Below are 16,522 nucleotides of genomic sequence, written 5' to 3'. Positions count from 1 at the left end.
GGCATCGCTGCCGGGCTTTTCGTATCTTGAAGCAAGTCGAGGTCGCTTCGATCAGTCTTCGTTGGCCTTGACGGTGACGCCGAGCGTCTTCGGCAGGTCGGTCGGATTGGACATGGCGCCCGCCATGATCAGTGCGAACGGCACCGACGCCGGCGGCTTAGCCGAGATTTCGAGGCTCTTCGGATCGTCGAGATATTTGCCGACCGCCGCCGTTACCTGCGCCGTCAGCTCGGGATTGTTGAGCTGCGCCATGCCGAACGGCACGATCGCCTTGGCCTGGTTGGCGATATCCTTGCCCGACATGCCTTGCTGCTTGCCGACATAGTCCAGCACCTTGCCCGTCAGCGAATCGTCGTCGAAACGGATCGAGGCGCTGTTGAAGGAAAGCTGCTGCAACAGGCCGAGCATGGCCATGCCTTGCGCCGAGTTGTCGGCCCCTTCGGGCTGCGCGGCCATCTTCTTCTGCATTTCCTGCAGCGACTTGATGAAGTCGAGCGTGTAGCCGCCGAGATCGAAGGTCATGCCGAGCGTGCCGGCATTCTCGACCGAAATGTTGTATTTCGACAGCTCCATCTTGCCGTCAGTGGGCTGCCAGGTGCCGGCCATCTCGAAATTGCCCGCAATGTTCTGGTAGCCGAGTGCGTTGATGACTTCCTTCGACTTGGGATCCTCGACCAGCGTCAGGTCGGCATTGAACTTCTCGGTGGTGCCGGTGAATTTCATCGCTTGGCCGTCGGCCGGCGGCGTGATTTCGATGGCAAGCCCGTCCATCGAGAAAGCGGTCTTGTCGGCGATCTTGACCCTCATGTTCGAGAGTTCGGCGGACTTGTACATCATCAGCGAGCCCAGCGGGCCGCTGGCGCCGCTGGCCGGAACCATCATGTCGTGGATGACGAGGGGGCTTAAATTGAGGGTGACGCCGTCCTTGCTATGTTCGAATGCCGAGGTCGACACGGTTGCGATATCATAGCCGCCATTGGCTTCGGTCACGCCCTCGAGTTTGACGTCGCCGATCGCAAGGGCTTCTTTTTCCGCGCCCGGTTTGATGGATACGCCCTGCAACACCATGCTGGCGTTGTCGCCGGTCACGCCGGTCCAGGAGATGTTGACGCCCTGCGCGGCAAGTGCCGCCTTCAGCCGGTCGGCGACCGCGGTGTCCTGGGCGAGCGCCGCGTTCAGCGGCAATGTGAGCAAGAAGGTCGAAAAGGCGAATTTCCTGAGAGTCGAGCGTTTGATTGTCATCGCGAATGCCCCTGCGAGTGTCCTGAAAATTATTTTTCAATTTTTGGCGCCATCACCCTTCAGTGACGAACTGGACGGGAAAAAGGCGCATCCCGCCACAATGGTCAAAAATCGCGGCGAAAGGCAAACTCGATCCGAACATGCTGGAGACCGGGCCGCCGAGCGTCGTCGCGCTTCGCAATAGAGACGGCATGTAACGGATTGATGTTGGCTGGCGGGCTTGCCTGCGACTTCGTATTGCAGGGCAGGGCATGCACCCACTTCAAGGCTTGCCCTCTTGCCGCGAATCACCCGCTCGGCTAGTTCCAGCCCATGGGAAAAAGGCTTTTGCCGCCTGACAATGGTGGCGGCGATCACATCGAACCGGTCGATCTGAAGAAGGCGCTCGAAGAGCGCTATCTTGCCTATGCGCTGTCGACCATCATGCACCGGGCGCTGCCCGATGTCCGCGACGGGCTGAAGCCGGTCCATCGCCGCATCATGCACGCCATGCGCCTGCTGCGCCTGAACCCCGACCAGGGCTTCGCCAAATGCGCTCGTATCGTCGGCGAGGTGATGGGCAAGTTCCACCCGCATGGCGACCAGTCGATCTACGATGCGCTGGTGCGGCTGGCGCAGGATTTCTCGATGCGCTACCCCTTGGTCGACGGCCAGGGCAATTTCGGCAACATTGACGGCGATAACGCCGCCGCCATGCGCTACACCGAAGCGCGCATGACCGATGTGGCGACCGAGCTGCTCGCGGGCATCACCGAGGATGCCGTCGACTACCGGCCGACCTACAATGAGGAGGACGAGGAGCCGGTGGTGCTCCCGGGCGCCTTCCCCAATCTGCTGGCCAATGGCTCGTCCGGCATCGCTGTCGGCATGGCGACATCGATCCCGCCGCACAACGCGGCCGAACTTTGCGACGCCGCCCTTCACCTGATCGAGCATCGGGACGCGCCGGTGGCCAAGCTGATGGATTTCGTCCAGGGCCCGGATTTCCCGACCGGCGGCATCATCGTCGATAGCCGAGCCTCCATCCTCGAATCCTATGAAACCGGCCGTGGCGGCTTTCGCGTGCGGGCAAAATGGAGCCAGGAAGACCAGGGCAGGGGCACCTGGAGCATCGTCGTCACCGAAATCCCCTATGGCGTGCAGAAGGCGCGCCTGATCGAGAAGATCGCCGAGCTCCTGATGGCGCGCAAATTGCCGCTGCTCGAGGACATCAGGGACGAGAGCGCCGAGGACATCCGCGTCGTGCTGGTGCCCAAGAGCCGTTCCGTCGATCCCGGCATCCTGATGGAGTCGCTGTTCAAGCTCACCGAGCTTGAAAGCCGTTTCCCGCTCAACATGAACGTGCTGTCGCGCGGCAAGGTGCCTAACGTCCTGTCACTGAAAGGCGTGCTGCAGGAATGGCTCGAGCATCGTCGCGACGTGCTGATCCGCCGCTCGAAACACCGCCTCGGCGAGATCGAAAGACGGCTGGAGATCCTTGCCGGCTACCTGATCGCCTATCTCAATATCGACGAGGTGATCAAGATCATCCGTGAGGAGGATGAGCCAAAGCAGGTCATGATGGCCCGCTGGTCGCTCACCGACACCCAGGCCGAAGCCATTCTCAACATGCGCCTGCGCGCCCTGCGCAAGCTGGAAGAATTCGAGATCCGCAAGGAATTCGACGGCCTCACTGCCGAAAAGAAGCAGATCGAGGCGCTGCTTGCGTCCGAAGCCAAGCAATGGGGGACGATCAAGTGGGAGGTTGCGAGCCTGCGGGACAAATTCGGCCCCGAGACCGAGCTCGGTAAGCGCCGCACCCAGTTCGCCGATGCGCCCGAGCATGACCTGACCGACATCGCACATGCCATGATCGAGCGCGAGCCGGTCACCGTGGTGGTCTCGGAAAAGGGCTGGCTGCGTGCGATGAAGGGTCATCTGACCGATCATTCGCAGCTTGCGTTCAAGGAAGGCGACAGCCTGAAACTCGCCTTCCATGCGCAGACGACCGACAAGATCCTGGTGTTCACCACCGGCGGCAAATTTTACACCATCGGCGCCGATCGGCTGCCGGGCGGGCGCGGCCATGGCGAGCCGATCCGCATCATCGTCGACATGGACAATGACCAGGACATCGTCACCGCCTTCGTCCACGATCCGAAGCGCAAGCTGCTGCTGGTCTCGCATGACGCCAACGGTTTCATCGTGCCGGAGGAAGAGGTCGTCGCCAACACCCGCAAGGGCAAGCAGGTGATGAACGTCAAGGCGCCCGACGAAGCCAAGCGCTGCGTGCCGGTCGGCGGCGATCATCTGGCCATCGTTGGCGAGAACCGAAAGATGCTGGTGTTTCCGCTGTCCGACATTCCGGAAATGAGCCGCGGCAAGGGCGTGCGGCTGCAGAAATACAAGGATGGCGGGCTTCTCGATCTCAAGCCGTTTACGCTGGAGACCGGCCTTTCCTGGCAGGATTCGGCCGACCGCACCTTTACAAGGTCGCGCGAGGAATTGGCCGAATGGATCGGCGCCCGCGCGTCGGCTGGCCGCATGGTGCCGAAGGGTTTCCCGAGGACCGGGAAATTTGGGTAATCTCCCCCCTCGAGGGGGAGATGCCGCCGAAGGCGACAGAGGGGGTCGGTTCGACTGGACGCAACCTCATTACTTTGAACAAAGAATGCTAGCGCCTTACGCGCGGCTACCCCCTCTAGCCTGCCGGCCATCTCCCCCTCGAGGGGGGAGATCCGCAGCTTCACCATCACCTTTTGAACTATCGTCACGATTGCTGCACTATATCAGAGCATAAGCAGCGGGATGGCCGGGAGAGACGAGCGTTTGAAGGAAGCGAAGATCCAGAAACCGGGGCAACGCCTGTTCGGCCTGTCGACGCCGCTCAGAGCCGCCGTCATCCCCCCGCTCTCGGCGGCGCGCTGGCTGCTGGTGCTGATCGTTGCCGCCGGCGTCTATTTCTTCCACGGCTTCCTGTTCCCGGTGCTGGCCGCGCTGGTCATCGCCTTCGCGAGCTGGCCGCTCTACCGGCGGCTTTTGGCCGGTGTCGGCGGCAACCGCACCATCGCCGCCACCTTCGCCATATTGTTCATCCTTGCCTTCCTGGTCATACCGATCGCGCTCGCGGGCACCTACGCCATCAACGAGGTGCGCGAATGGGTCGGCTGGGCGATCGAGACCAACCGGCACGGCGCCCCGACACCGCACTGGATCGCCACGCTGCCTATCGTAGGAGAATGGCTGAACCAGCAATGGACGACCAATCTCGGCCATCCCGGCGGCATCGGCGAACTGATCCAACTGGTCAGCGGCGCCAATATCGGCAGCATCTATCGCGGCGTCCTTGCCGCTGGCGGCAGCGCCTTCGGCCTGCTTTTGACGCTTTTGTTCATGATGATCGCGCTGTTCTTCGCCTATCGCGACGGCGAGCATTTCGCGGGCCAGGTCGATCGCCTGGGCGAGCGCATACTGCCGACGAGGTGGGAGCGCATCTCGCGGGTCGTGCCGGCGACCATTTCCTCGACCGTGACCGGCATGACCGTCATCGCCATCGGCGAGGGATTGGTGCTCGGCATCGCCTACTGGCTGGCCGGCGTGCCGTCGCCGGTGACGCTTGGCGCCCTGACCGGCGTCATGGCGCTGATTCCCGGCGGGGCACCGCTCTCCTTCACGCTGGTTTCGATCTATCTCGCCGCCAGCGGCTCACCGGTGGCCGGCCTGGCTTTGTTCATCTGGGGGACGGTCGAACTGTTCATCGTCGACAAGACCTTGCGACCGAAGCTCGTCGGCGGGCCGATAAAACTGCCCTTCCTGCCGACCTTTTTCGGCCTGATCGGCGGCGTCAAGACGATGGGCTTTCTCGGCCTGTTCATCGGCCCGGTGCTGATGGCACTGCTGGTGGCGATCTGGCGCGAATGGCTGCGCGAGGTGGAAATGATGGACGAGATGCCTGCTTCCCCTGAACAGGAAGGCTCGCCGTCGCTGATCGAGATCGACGGCGAGGCGAAGAAGATTCAGGCCGGATGACGCACCGCAAGGGCGGCGCGGCGCCTGCGTCCGTCATGCAACTGCCACACCGAATGGACCACCAATGTGACGATCAGGATCGCGCCGCCGATCAGGCTGTTGCGTGACGGCGTTTCGGAAAAGATCAGCCATACCCACACCGGTGCCAGCACGGTCTCCAGAAGGTAGAACATCGCCACTTCCGGTCCGGAGATGTATTTGGGGCCGGCCGCCAGGCAGAAGAACGAAATCGGCATGATCACGGCGCCATTAAAGATGATCCACCAGGGCGCGCTCACATGGATGCCTTCACCTGACACCATGAAGGCCGCCAGCACGAGCGACGGAACCACCCCGACGAGCGCCGTGAAGCCCATGTCCTTGCCGCTGGCCCGCGAAATGGTGATGGCCACGGAAATGAAGAAGGCCGAACACAGCGCCATGAAATTGCCGAACAGGTGTCCGGTGCCGACAGATCCGCCGACGATTACCAGCACGCCGAGGATCATGACCAGCATCGCCGCGAGCGTCACCGCCCGCGGCTTTTCCTGGAGAAACAACCAGGACAAGAGCGCGGCGAACACTGTGTTGAAGGCCAGGATGAACACCAGGTCGGCGGTCGAGGTGTAGAAGACGGCGGTGACGAAGGTGATCGAGGTCAGCCCGTAGCATATCGCGGCCGCCAGTCCCGACCAGCCTGGAATGAGCTGAGGCGCGTTTCGGCTGAGCGCCCGCCAGACAGCCCAGATGATCATTGCGGCGATGAAGGTGGCGGCCCCGCGCAAGAGCAGGATCGTCCATGCGCCGCCATCGGCGAGGCGGATCAGCGGAATGTCGAGGGTCAGCGTCAGGCCGCCAATGGCGGTTATCAGAAGGCCCTTCTGGTGGTCGCTGTGGGACGTCATTTGCAAACTTTCGTAATGAAATACAGATGGGACAGCCGATCGGCGCAATGACGCACTCTCCCGCCAAGCGGCTGAAAGACCAGCATCCCCTGCGTTGAAACAGTTAAACGTGGATCTTGGAAAAACTCAGCGTGAGACCGCTTCGTTGGTGTAGCGCTCCCAGCCCTTCGGGCCGAGATGCTCCTGCGGCATGAAGCGCATCTTATAATTCATCTTGCGCGAGCCGTTGACCCAGTATCCCAGGTAGACATGGGGCAGCCCCATCGCCCTGGCGCGAGCGATGTGATCGAGGATCATGAACGTGCCGAGAGACCGCTCCTCGAAGTCGGGATTGAAGTAGGAATACACCATCGACAGGCCGTCGGCCATCTTGTCGGTGAGCGCCACCGCGATCAGCTCGCCCTGTCCCTTGCCGGTGATGAAAGTATCGGGCCCGCGCCGGCGATATTCGATGACCTTGGTGTCGACATGGGTGTCCTCGACCATCATGGCGTAGTCCAGAACCGTCATGTCCGACATGCCGCCGCGGCGGTGGCGGGCATCGAGATAGCTGCGGAACAGCGAATATTGTTCGGTCGAGGGCTCGGCATTGTGCATGGCGCCGACGAGATCGGAATTGTGCTGCAGCACGCGCTTCATGTTGCGGCTGGCGACGAATTCCTGCGCCAGGATGCGCACGGAGACGCAGGCGCGGCAGGTTTCGCAGGCCGGCCTGTAGGCGATGTTCTGGGAGCGGCGGAACCCGCCTTGGGTCAGGAGATCATTCATCTCTGACGCCTTGTCGCCGACCAGATGCGTGAACACCTTGCGCTCGAACTGGCCGTCGAGATAGGGGCACGGCGACGGCGCGGTCAGGAAGAACTGCGGCGACTGGGTCGGGTGCTGCGTCATCGAGTCTCGGAAACACTCCTTCGAATCGCTCTACCTTTGGCGCGGAAAGCGAAAAATTCAACAGGATTGTGAAGGCGTGGCCATGCGGACGCCTTCACATTTGTGCCGACGCCGCGGCGATGCTTGCGAAAATGCGCCTCAGCGGCCGGTGCGGCTGACCACCGTGCCGAGCAGCAGGTCGTGCAGCGTGCGCTTGCGATCGGAAAACAGCGTCACCAGCAGCACCAGCGGCGACAGGATGACGTTGCCGGCCCAGAACAGCACCGAATGGACCACTGCCGTGAGCCCGTCGATCGGCCTGCCGTCGAGCCGATCGAGCCGGATGCCCATCATCTTCATGCCCGCGGTCGCCTGGTCGGCGCTGCCAAGCGTGTTCCAGATGTAGAGGATCGCGACGGCCGGGACCAGGACGCCAAACAGCATCCAGCCAAGGCCGAGGGTCAAAAGTCCGAGGAAGAACACCAGGATGGCGACCGGGATGGTGAGCAGCGCGACAATGACATAGTCGATCATGACCGCCAGGACACGCCGCGTGCGTACCCCTTCATAGGCCCTCACGTCGTCGAGCCTGGTATTGATGATTTCACCGTCGAGAACGCGAGCGTTCATGTCATTTCCTCGTAACAGGGGCCTGCTTAGCCTGCGCCCCACCTGCTGGGAAAATGGTAAAGGCTGATGGCGGAATCAAGATCGAGCCTTTCCCGGTGCGCAAGGCGGGCGAAGCGGCCGGTGGGCCGGTTGAATTCGCGCCTGACATGGCGTTAGCTTGTTGCGGCGCACCAAAAGTGCCAAGGGGCAGGGACGGGCAGGATGGATTACGACATGCTGGTCATTGGCAGCGGCCCTTCCGGCCGTCGTGCCGCTGTACAATCGGCCAAACTCGGCAAAACGGTACTGGTCGTCGACAGGGGGCGGCGCCTGGGCGGCGTTTCCGTGCACACCGGCACCATTCCGTCGAAGACGCTGCGCGAAACCGTGCTCAATCTCTCGGGCTGGCGTGAGCGCGGCTTCTATGGGCGCGGCTACCGGGTCAAACAGGACATCTCGGTCGGAGACCTGGTCGAGCGCCTGCACAAGACGCTCGACCACGAGGTCGAGGTGCTGCAGCACCAGTTCATGCGCAACACGGTCAAGAGCGCCCGCGCCGAGGTGAAATTTCTCGGGCCCAACAGGGTCAGCCTGACATCGGACAATGGCGATTACAGCGAGGTCGGCTTCGCCAATGCGCTGATCGCCGTCGGCACGAGGCCGCACCGGCCGGGCGACGTGCCGTTCGACAAGAGCCGCGTGTTCGACAGTGACGAAATGCTCGAGCTCGACCGCTTGCCGCGCACGCTGACGGTCATCGGCGCCGGGGTCATCGGGGTCGAATACGCGACGATCTTTTCGGCACTCGACGTGCCGGTGACGCTGGTCGAGCCGCGCAACACGATCCTCGATTTCGTCGACCGCGAGATCGTCGACGATTTCATCCACCAGATGCGCGACCGCGGCATGACCATCCGGCTGGGAAGCGCCGTGAAGGAGATTGCCTCCAGGCCCGACCATGCAGAGGTCACGCTGGCGGACGGGCGCACCATACGTTCCGAGATCGTGCTCTACGCCGCGGGCCGCACCGGCAATGTCGGTAGCCTCGGCCTCGACGCGGTCGGCATCGAGGCTGACTCCAGGGGACGCATCAAGGTCGATCCGCATACCTTCCAGACCAGCGTGCCCAACATTTACGCCGCCGGCGACGTGATCGGCTTTCCGAGCCTGGCCTCCACCTCGATGGAGCAGGGCCGGGTAGCCGCGTGCCATGCTTTCGGCGTGACCTTGCCGCCGCCGCCGGAAACCTTTCCTTATGGCATTTACGCGGTGCCCGAGATCTCCACCGTCGGCCAATCCGAGGAACAGGTGCGCGAGAGCGGCGCCGCCTACGAGGTTGGCGTTGCGCGTTTCCGCGAGACCTCGCGCGGTCACATCATGGGCGTCAACACCGGCTTCCTTAAGCTTCTGTTCTCGATCGAGACGCGCCGCCTGCTCGGCGCGCACATCGTCGGCGAAGGCGCCACCGAACTGATCCACATCGGCCAGGCGGTGATCAATCTGGGCGGCACCGTCGACTTCTTCGTCAACAACACCTTCAACTATCCAACGCTGGCCGAAGCCTACAAGATCGCCGGGCTGGACGCTTGGAACAGGATGGGGCAGGGATAGTCCCGCCGCCGGCGCACTATTGTCCGATCACTCCGCCGCCTCCCGTTTGGCCGTGGGCGATCCGGTTGCGAGGAGCAGGGGCAGGCATAGGACATAGAGGGTCGCGCCCGCGACCCACACCATGCCTGGGAAGACCATTCGAGTGCGAAAATAGAGGGTGGCGATGACGAGTGGTCCGAACACCGAGACCAGGCTCGTCATGCTAGAGAGCACACCTTGCAATCGCCCCTGGTGATCTGCCGCGACACGTGACGTCAGCAACGATTGCAGCGCCGGGGCTCCGATGCCGCCGAGACAGAAAAGCGGCAACAGCGCGAACGCCATCCAGCCTTGCCAGGCCAGCGCGATCGACACATAGGCCGTGCTGTCGGCAAGGACGGCGACCATGAGCGCTCGCCTTTCGCCCCAGCGCTCGGCGATCGGTCCGGCGACGAAACCCTGGGCCCCGGCATGGAAGAGGCCGAACAATGCCAGCGAGATGCCCACGGTGAAAAGGCTCCAGCCGAATTTGTCCTGCACGTAGAGAACCCAGACCGTGCCGCCGACTTCGCCGACAAGGCCGAGCACGGCAAAGGCGCCGAGCAGCGGCAGGAGGGCCGGAAAAGTCAAGGCCCAACGCAGCGGCGCCAGAGGGTTGAACGACAGCGGCTCGCCTGTGCCGCCGACCCGCTCCGGCTCCGGCAGCAGAAGGAAGGCCAGCACCAGATTGATGCCGGTGAACCCTGCCGCCGCCAGGAACGGCGCGCGCAGCCAGATGTCGCCGAGCAGGCCGCCGAGCGCCGGACCGGCGATGAACCCGACGCCAAAAGCGGCACTCAGATGGCCGAAGGCGCGGGCGCGCCGCTCTTCGCTGCTGATGTCGACCATATAGGCGGAGGCCACCGCCATGCTGGCGCCCGTTAGGCCGGCGATCAGTCGGCCGACGAACAGCAGCGGCAGCGACGGCGCGAAGGTCATGAACAGATAATCCAGCATCGACCCGGCAAGCGACAGAAGCAGCACCGGCCGGCGGCCGTAGCGGTCGGACAACGCGCCGAGCAGGGGCGAAAACAGCACCTGCATCGCGGCATAGGCGGCGAGGAACGCGCCGAAAATCCAGCCGATGTCCTCGACATGGCCAACCTCGCGCAACAGCCCCGGCAGCACCGGCATGATCAGCCCGATGCCGGCCGCGTCCAGCGCCATTGCCGTCAGCACGACAAGATAGGCCCTTTTCATCGAGATGCTTCTTTCCTAAAATTTATCGGTGATAAGGTGGCGTTTATCACCGATAAATTGGCTGGGCAAGCGAGGTGCATATGAAGCTGGACAAGGCGCTGATCGTCGCGCAGGCGCTCGAGCTGTTGAACGACGTCGGCATCGATGCGCTCTCGACCCGGCTGCTGGCGCAGCGGCTCAAGGTCCAGCAGCCGGCACTCTACTGGCATTTCAGGACCAAGCGCGCCCTGCTCGACGCAATGAACGAGGAGATCCTGCGGCGCGGCCATGGACATCAGGTACCGCTGCCGGGCGAGAGCTGGCAGGAATTCGTACGCAACAACGCCCGCAGCTTCCGCGGCGCCTTGATGGCCTATCGCGACGGTGCGCGCGTCCATGCCGGTACCGAGGCCGATCCGGGCGATCTCGAACATGTCGAACGGTTGCTCACTTTTCTGCGCGAGGCCGGCATGCCTTCCGTCATGGCCATGCGGTTGCTGATGATCGTCGGGCGCTACACGGTGGGCTGCGTCCTCGAGGAACAGGCAGAATATCCGGCCGGCCCGGGTCGAGGTGCGGCGCTCGATGCCAAGGCAAGCGGTTACCCGCTGCTCAGCCAGGCCCTGGCCGATTATCGTGCGGGCGGTCACGAGGCGCTGTTCGAAAGCGGCCTCGACTTGCTGATTGCCGGGGCGCAGGCCGGCATCGCTGAAGGAGGCTGAGCGCGGCGATCCGCGTCTTGCCCGTCAGGCGGCAGGAGCGGGCGGGGCAAGCCATTGCCGCACGATCGTGGCATCGGGGTCGCCGATTTCATGGCCCGAAGCGACGATACGCGCGTCGACCTCGGCGCCGCGCTGGCTGAGCAGCGTTACCAGGGCCGGCGCGAAGGGTCCGTAGGTCAGGTCGGCGGCGCCGGCGACAATCAGCGCCTTGATGCCGGTCAGATCGGTTGCCGGCGTCTCGTCCAGCACCGGCATCGGCCGCAGCAGTGCCGCCCGTCCGACAAGGCCGGGATGGAGCAGCATCAGGCTGGAAACCAGATTGGCGCCGTTGGAATAGCCGAGGAAAGCCGCGCGCTTCGGATCGATCCGGTGCCGCTTCATGGCCTCGGCCATGAAGCGTGCGAAAGCGGCCGTCTCGCGGCGGATGCTGGCCTGCTCGAAGCTGGTCGGCGTGATCCGCTCGAACCAGCGGAAGCCGTCGTCCTGGACGATGCGGCCACGCACGGCGACCAGGCAGGCATGCGGTGCGATCTGCCTCGCCAGCGGCACCAGGGTCGTCTCGTCGACACCTGATCCATGCAGCAGGAACAGGCATTCGTCGCTGGCCCCGCCGGATCCGAAGAAGCGATAGGGAAAGGCCAGATCCAGCCGCGGCAGGCTGTTTTCGACGCTTGTATCGCTCATGCCGTATCCTTTTGATTACATTTCGTTTCACTCAATTTGCCGGCTTCAAAACGCAATATTTTCATGCTCCGCGAAAGTTGATTGAACCGGGCGCATTTCAGTCCGTTTCTGCGCCGATATACTCCATCGCGGAGGAATCGAAGCGGTGCGCCGGGGGTCGCATTGCTGGGCATGAACAACCAGCTTTGAGGCCTTTTGTCGATGACCACCCCAGTTCCAACCGAGCGCGATACGCGCATCGATGTGCTGCGTGCGCTCGCGCTGCTGACGATCTTCGTCGACCATGTGCCGGGCACGGCTTTTGAGACCCTGACCTACAAGAATTTCGGCTTTTCGGATGCGGCCGAGGCTTTCGTGCTGATATCGGGCATTTCGGTCGCGCTTGCCTATGGCACGAAGTTCCGCCCGGGAGGCCGGCTGCTCGCGACGCTGAAAATGTGGCGGCGGGCAGGCGTGCTCTATATCGCCCATATCGTCACCACGATGGCGGTGATGGCATTGTTCTGTGCCGCGGCGGTGTTCGGCCGGCGGCCGGAACTGCTGAAGCTGATCAACATCGAACCGCTGATGAAGGACACGCCCGAGGTGCTGGTCGGCATCGTCACGCTCGGCCACCAACTCGGCTACAACAACATCCTGCCGGTCTACGCGGTGCTGCTTTTGCTGGCGCCGGCCTTCTTGCTGTTCATCAGCTACAGGCCGCTTGCAGCGCTGACAGTGTCCGGCTTGCTATGGCTTGTTGCCGGCATCTGGCAGATCGCCCCGCCGAACTATCCCGAGCCCGGCCTCTGGTTCCTCAACCCGCTGTCTTGGCAATTCCTGTTCAATATCGGCCTTGCCGCCATGCTGCATGTCAGGCGCGGCGGCGTCATTCCAGCCAACCGCTGGCTGATCGGTGCCGCCGCGGCCTATGTGCTGGCCGCGTTGGCATGGGTGCATAGTCCGCTTTGGGGCCAGGTGACCTGGTTCGACCTGCCGGTGGTGCTGACCGGCTTCGACAAGACATTCCTGTCGCTCCCGCGGCTGCTGCACATCCTGGCGGTCAGCTATCTGGTGGTGGCACTGCCTGCGGTCTCGAACCTGTTCCGCACCGGCCCCGACCATCCGCTGGCGATACTCGGCAAGCGTTCGCTTCCGGTGTTCATCGCCGGCACGCTGATCGCCATGGTTGCCCAGGTGATGAAACTGATCAATCCCGGCGGCCTCGCTTATGACAGCCTGTTGCTCGCCGCCGGCATTGCCATGCAGTTCGCGCTCGCTTTCTATCTCGAATGGTTGTCGACCATCGGCGGTTCGGGGAAAGCCAGGACGACGCAAAAGGACGCCAAGCCCGTCCAGCCGTCTTTCGGTATCTCGGCCGTAGCAAGAGCCAACCGCTGAGGGTCAGCGAGCCCGGTTTCAGCGGCGCGGTGGAGCCGAGGAGGCGCGCACGATCAGTTCGACCGGCAGCAACTGCCGGCTGACCTTGCCGTCGCTTTCCAGGATTGCCTTGACGGCAAGCCGGCCCATCTCGGCGATCGGCTGTGCGACCGTGGTCAACGGTGGCTCGGACAACTCTGCTTCGGGAACGCCGTCGAAACCGATGACCGAAACATCATCGGGGACATTCAGCCCGCGCGCGCTCAGCCATTCAAGCGTTGCCAAGGCCATCCTGTCCGACATCGCCAGGATGGCCGTGGGTGGTTCGCCGGAAGCAAAGATCGTTTCCAGCCCCGCCTTTGTGGTGGCGGCATCGTTGGCGGTTTCGTAGACGGGCACTTTGGATGTATCGATGCCAACCCGCGAAAGCTCCCGGAAGTAGCCGGTGAGGCGATCGCGTGTCCCCGCATAGGCCGCGGCGCGAAGCTCCTCGGGCGAAATGATGCCTGTCCTGCCGTCGGCGAAAGGCAGCGCCAGCACGGCAAAGCGGCGATGCCCGAGTTCCGTCAGATGGCGCGCCGCCAGGCTGGCGCCGGCGATGTTGTCGACGCCGATCGCCGCGACGGATCCATCCTCCGAATCCAGGTCCAGCGCCACGAAGGGCAGTTTGCGCTCGCGGGCCAATTCGACAAGGCGCGAGCCGCCTTCGATACAGAAGACGATGAAGCCGTCGACCAGGGCGCTCTGGATGTTCCAGGCAAGCTGTTCGTTGTTGGCGGCCGAGACTAACGAGATACCGGCCCCGGTCGCATCGCAGGCCTGCGAGATACCGGCCATCATCACGCGCGCGAAGGGATCCTCGAAGAAATAGGAAAGGGGCTCTGCGGTGGCCACGCCGATGGCGTTGACCTTGCCGGCCCGCAGCAGGCGGCCCTTGGGATCGGGGCCGGCATAGCCCATCGCCTCGGCCGCCGCACGGACCCGTTCGCGGACTTCTTCGCGCACGATCTCAGGGCGGCTGAAGACATTGGAGGCGGTACCATGCGAAACACCGGCCGCCTTGGCGATGTCGGCCAGCCGGACGGGTCGTCGATTGCCTGCGGTGAGTGACGCCATTTGCGCGTGCCTCCTGATATGCATTTAGCACGTTCCCGACTTGCATCTAGCACTTTCGTTGGATCGATTCAAATTTTGCTTGACCGGCGGCTTCCATAGGCCTATCTTTGAATCGATCCAACTAAGATCTGCCTGCTGGATTAAACCTGGATGGGAGGTGCGCCATGCATCCTGTTAACTATCTGTTCGAAGACATCTACCGCAACGACTGGAGCATCGGGTCGGCCGCCAACAAGTCCAAGCGCCGCGGCGGAACAAGCCCGTGGATTCGCGATCTGCGCTTCCTGGTGGCGCGCAAGCGGAGCTGACTGGCGTGAATTTTTTGCGTCGGCCTATTGGATCGATTCAATTCAAATCAAGAGGAGAAGAGCCATGCATCCCATGAAGCATCTGTTCGACGACATTTATCGCAATTATTGGGGCATCGGCACGGCCGCGGAGCGGCCAGAGGCGCCGCGCCGCGCGACGCTCTCGGCGCGCAACCGCGATCTTTGGATCCGACTTGAACGTCGCCGGGATTGAAACCGGCCGCGCATCTCAGGGTCGCCGACGCACCACGGCGGAGACAGCTATGGTCAGCCAGCCTGCGATGAGCAGGGTGCCTCCGATCGGCGCCGACATCGGAAACAGCCTCGATCCGAGAAAATCGCGGGCGAGAAGATCGCCCGTGAAAAGCACGAGCCCGACGAGCAGCACCATGCTGGCTATCCGCAGCGGGCGATTCGCGTCGAGGAGACCGACGGCCAGAAACGCCGGTGCGTGCATCAGCAGGAACGATGCCGCCGTACCGGTGAAGGCGCCGCCGAGATGTGCGGCGGCCGCCGACAGCGCCACGCCCGCCGCGCCCACGATGCCGGCGGCGAGCACAAGCAGACGGCTGCCGGTCGTTTCGGCCAGGTTCATGTCGACGCTCCTTCGGTTGATTGGCTGGGCAGCTTGTCAGGGCTTGCTCGCTTCCATCAACATATGCCGCGTCCGCCGCGCCTGGACAATCCAGTTGTAGACCGCGCCGAGCGCCATCAGCACCGACGTGCCGAGAAACACCGCCCGCATGCCGAAATGGCCGCCGACGAAACCGCCGGCAAGCGGTCCGGCGACTTGGCCGACATATTGGGCCGAGATCGAAAGGCCGAGCACGTTGCCGCCGACGCCGTCGGGAATGTTGTGGCGGATGACGCTGGTGATGCAAGGCAGCAAACCGCCGAGCGCCAGGCCCATCAGGAAGCGCAGCCCGATCAGTTGCCAGCCGTCGGTGACGAAGGCCTGCGGAATGAGCAGCAGTGCCGACACGGCCAGCGCGCCGACGACGACGTTCCAATGACCGACGCGGTCGGCGAGCCTGCCAAGCCACGACGCCGACAGGATGGCGCCGAGGGCGGCCGCCGACATCACCACGCCGGCAACGAGCGTCACCCGGCTCTGGTCCTCGATCAGCTGCTGCACATAGACGGTGATGATCGGCTCGATCGACATGGTGGCGAAGGCCAGCAGCATGCCGGTCGTCAGCATGGCCACGACCGGACGCTTGTCGGCAATTTGCGACCAGCCGCTCTTCGGCTTTGCCGCCGTCGCGGCTTTGCTTGCTTGCGGGTGCTGGTTCTCCTTGATCAGGAATGTCGTCGCCAGAAAGGCAAGGAAGATGACGCCGCCGGACAACAGAAAGGTCGCGCGGATGCCGATTACCGGCGGCAGCGCGCCGCCGAGCAGGGGGCCGACCAGCGAACCTGCCGTGATGCCAGCGGACAAGACACCGAGCGCCCAGCCGGAGCGGTCCTTCGGCGTCTGCATGGCCACCAATATGGTCGAGCCGGAGGAATAGCCGCCGGCAAAGCCGATCAGCAGGCGCAGCAGCACCAATTGCCAGACCGTCTCGACCATTCCGGTCAGCGACATGCAGATCGCCATGCCGAAGGAGGCGCGCACCAGCATCAGCTTGCGGCCGTAGCGGTCGCCGAGCCGTCCCCATAACGGCGCAACGAGCGCCGCCGCGAAGAAGGTCGCCCCATAGGCGATGCCCGACCATTGCACGATCGCCGCATGGCCCTCGACGCCCAGTTGCTCGACATAGAGCGGCAGGAACGGCAAGAGCAGGGTCATGGCGATGAGCGTGCTGAACGAACCCGCGAAGCAGACGGCGAGATTGCGCCGCCAGTGGATATTGTAGCCGCCCTGTTCCGTATCGTTCTGCGTCATGCCGTGCCTGCGTGTGCCAGGGATTGT

The 16,522-nt window shown here is 63.4% G+C and carries 16 protein-coding genes; 7 read left to right on the top strand and 9 right to left on the bottom strand.

Annotated elements, in window-relative coordinates; translation table 11 throughout:
* Positions 1–51: 51 nt before the first annotated feature.
* The gene (locus FJ940_RS08565) at positions 52–1,242 is read right to left on the bottom strand and encodes a hypothetical protein (RefSeq protein ID WP_140557026.1); all 1,191 of its coding nucleotides are present in this window, start codon (positions 1,240–1,242) and stop codon (positions 52–54) included.
* A gap of 312 nt (positions 1,243–1,554) precedes the next feature.
* Here FJ940_RS08565 and parC point away from each other — a divergent pair, with 312 nt between their 5' ends.
* Both parC and FJ940_RS08555 read left to right on the top strand, forming a co-directional pair.
* A complete protein-coding gene (parC, locus tag FJ940_RS08560; protein WP_140557024.1) occupies positions 1,555–3,807 on the top strand; it encodes a DNA topoisomerase IV subunit A in 2,253 nt (750 codons plus the stop codon).
* 243 nt (positions 3,808–4,050) lie between these two features.
* A complete protein-coding gene (locus FJ940_RS08555; RefSeq protein WP_140515657.1) occupies positions 4,051–5,250 on the top strand; it encodes an AI-2E family transporter in 1,200 nt (399 codons plus the stop codon).
* Here FJ940_RS08555 and FJ940_RS08550 read toward each other — a convergent pair.
* The 3 genes from FJ940_RS08550 to FJ940_RS08540 form a co-directional block, all read right to left on the bottom strand.
* On the bottom strand, positions 5,238–6,134 hold the full coding sequence (locus FJ940_RS08550; protein ID WP_140565175.1) for a DMT family transporter: 897 nt from the start codon (positions 6,132–6,134) through the stop codon (positions 5,238–5,240). The genes FJ940_RS08555 and FJ940_RS08550 overlap by 13 nt on opposite strands.
* Before the next feature lie 126 nt (positions 6,135–6,260).
* Positions 6,261–7,025, bottom strand: coding sequence for an arginyltransferase (locus FJ940_RS08545; RefSeq protein ID WP_140494092.1), 765 nt, complete (start codon positions 7,023–7,025; stop codon positions 6,261–6,263).
* Positions 7,026–7,163: 138 nt separating this feature from the next.
* On the bottom strand, positions 7,164–7,634 hold the full coding sequence (locus tag FJ940_RS08540) for an RDD family protein (RefSeq protein ID WP_140656136.1): 471 nt from the start codon (positions 7,632–7,634) through the stop codon (positions 7,164–7,166).
* A 201-nt stretch (positions 7,635–7,835) separates the two neighbouring features.
* Between FJ940_RS08540 and sthA the strand changes: the two genes are divergently transcribed.
* Entirely contained in the window at positions 7,836–9,224 is a 1,389-nt protein-coding gene (gene sthA, locus FJ940_RS08535; protein ID WP_140565176.1) for a Si-specific NAD(P)(+) transhydrogenase, read from the top strand.
* A 27-nt stretch (positions 9,225–9,251) separates the two neighbouring features.
* Here the strand turns inward: sthA and FJ940_RS08530 are convergent, their stop codons facing one another.
* Complete coding sequence (locus tag FJ940_RS08530) at positions 9,252–10,442, bottom strand: TCR/Tet family MFS transporter (protein WP_140656133.1); 1,191 nt, start codon at positions 10,440–10,442, stop codon at positions 9,252–9,254.
* A gap of 80 nt (positions 10,443–10,522) precedes the next feature.
* On the opposite strand from FJ940_RS08530, the gene FJ940_RS08525 reads away from it, so the two are divergent.
* Complete coding sequence (locus tag FJ940_RS08525; protein ID WP_140583742.1) at positions 10,523–11,143, top strand: TetR/AcrR family transcriptional regulator C-terminal domain-containing protein; 621 nt, start codon at positions 10,523–10,525, stop codon at positions 11,141–11,143.
* Between the two features lie 24 nt (positions 11,144–11,167).
* On the opposite strand, the gene FJ940_RS08520 is transcribed toward FJ940_RS08525, so the two are convergent.
* Positions 11,168–11,827, bottom strand: coding sequence for an alpha/beta hydrolase (locus FJ940_RS08520; protein ID WP_140656130.1), 660 nt, complete (start codon positions 11,825–11,827; stop codon positions 11,168–11,170).
* A gap of 201 nt (positions 11,828–12,028) precedes the next feature.
* Here FJ940_RS08520 and FJ940_RS08515 point away from each other — a divergent pair, with 201 nt between their 5' ends.
* Positions 12,029–13,207: an OpgC family protein gene (locus tag FJ940_RS08515; protein WP_140515669.1), complete on the top strand. Its 1,179-nt coding sequence runs from the start codon at positions 12,029–12,031 to the stop codon at positions 13,205–13,207.
* An 18-nt stretch (positions 13,208–13,225) separates the two neighbouring features.
* On the opposite strand, the gene FJ940_RS08510 is transcribed toward FJ940_RS08515, so the two are convergent.
* The gene (locus FJ940_RS08510; RefSeq protein WP_140515671.1) at positions 13,226–14,302 is read right to left on the bottom strand and encodes a substrate-binding domain-containing protein; all 1,077 of its coding nucleotides are present in this window, start codon (positions 14,300–14,302) and stop codon (positions 13,226–13,228) included.
* 164 nt (positions 14,303–14,466) lie between these two features.
* On the opposite strand from FJ940_RS08510, the gene FJ940_RS08505 reads away from it, so the two are divergent.
* Complete coding sequence (locus FJ940_RS08505; protein ID WP_140494076.1) at positions 14,467–14,610, top strand: hypothetical protein; 144 nt, start codon at positions 14,467–14,469, stop codon at positions 14,608–14,610.
* Positions 14,611–14,674: 64 nt separating this feature from the next.
* Positions 14,675–14,824, top strand: a complete 150-nt coding sequence (locus FJ940_RS28420) for a hypothetical protein (protein ID WP_181165119.1) — start codon at positions 14,675–14,677, stop codon at positions 14,822–14,824.
* 15 nt (positions 14,825–14,839) lie between these two features.
* Here the strand turns inward: FJ940_RS28420 and FJ940_RS08500 are convergent, their stop codons facing one another.
* A complete protein-coding gene (locus FJ940_RS08500; protein WP_140515673.1) occupies positions 14,840–15,205 on the bottom strand; it encodes a DUF423 domain-containing protein in 366 nt (121 codons plus the stop codon).
* A 36-nt stretch (positions 15,206–15,241) separates the two neighbouring features.
* Entirely contained in the window at positions 15,242–16,495 is a 1,254-nt protein-coding gene (locus FJ940_RS08495) for a multidrug efflux MFS transporter (protein WP_140656128.1), read from the bottom strand.
* Positions 16,496–16,522: the final 27 nt, after the last annotated feature.

It is taken from the genome of Mesorhizobium sp. B2-3-7 (assembly GCF_006442695.1).
In the GTDB taxonomy this organism is placed as follows: Bacteria; Pseudomonadota; Alphaproteobacteria; order Rhizobiales; family Rhizobiaceae; genus Mesorhizobium.
This window is presented reverse-complemented; position numbering and strand designations above follow the sequence as displayed.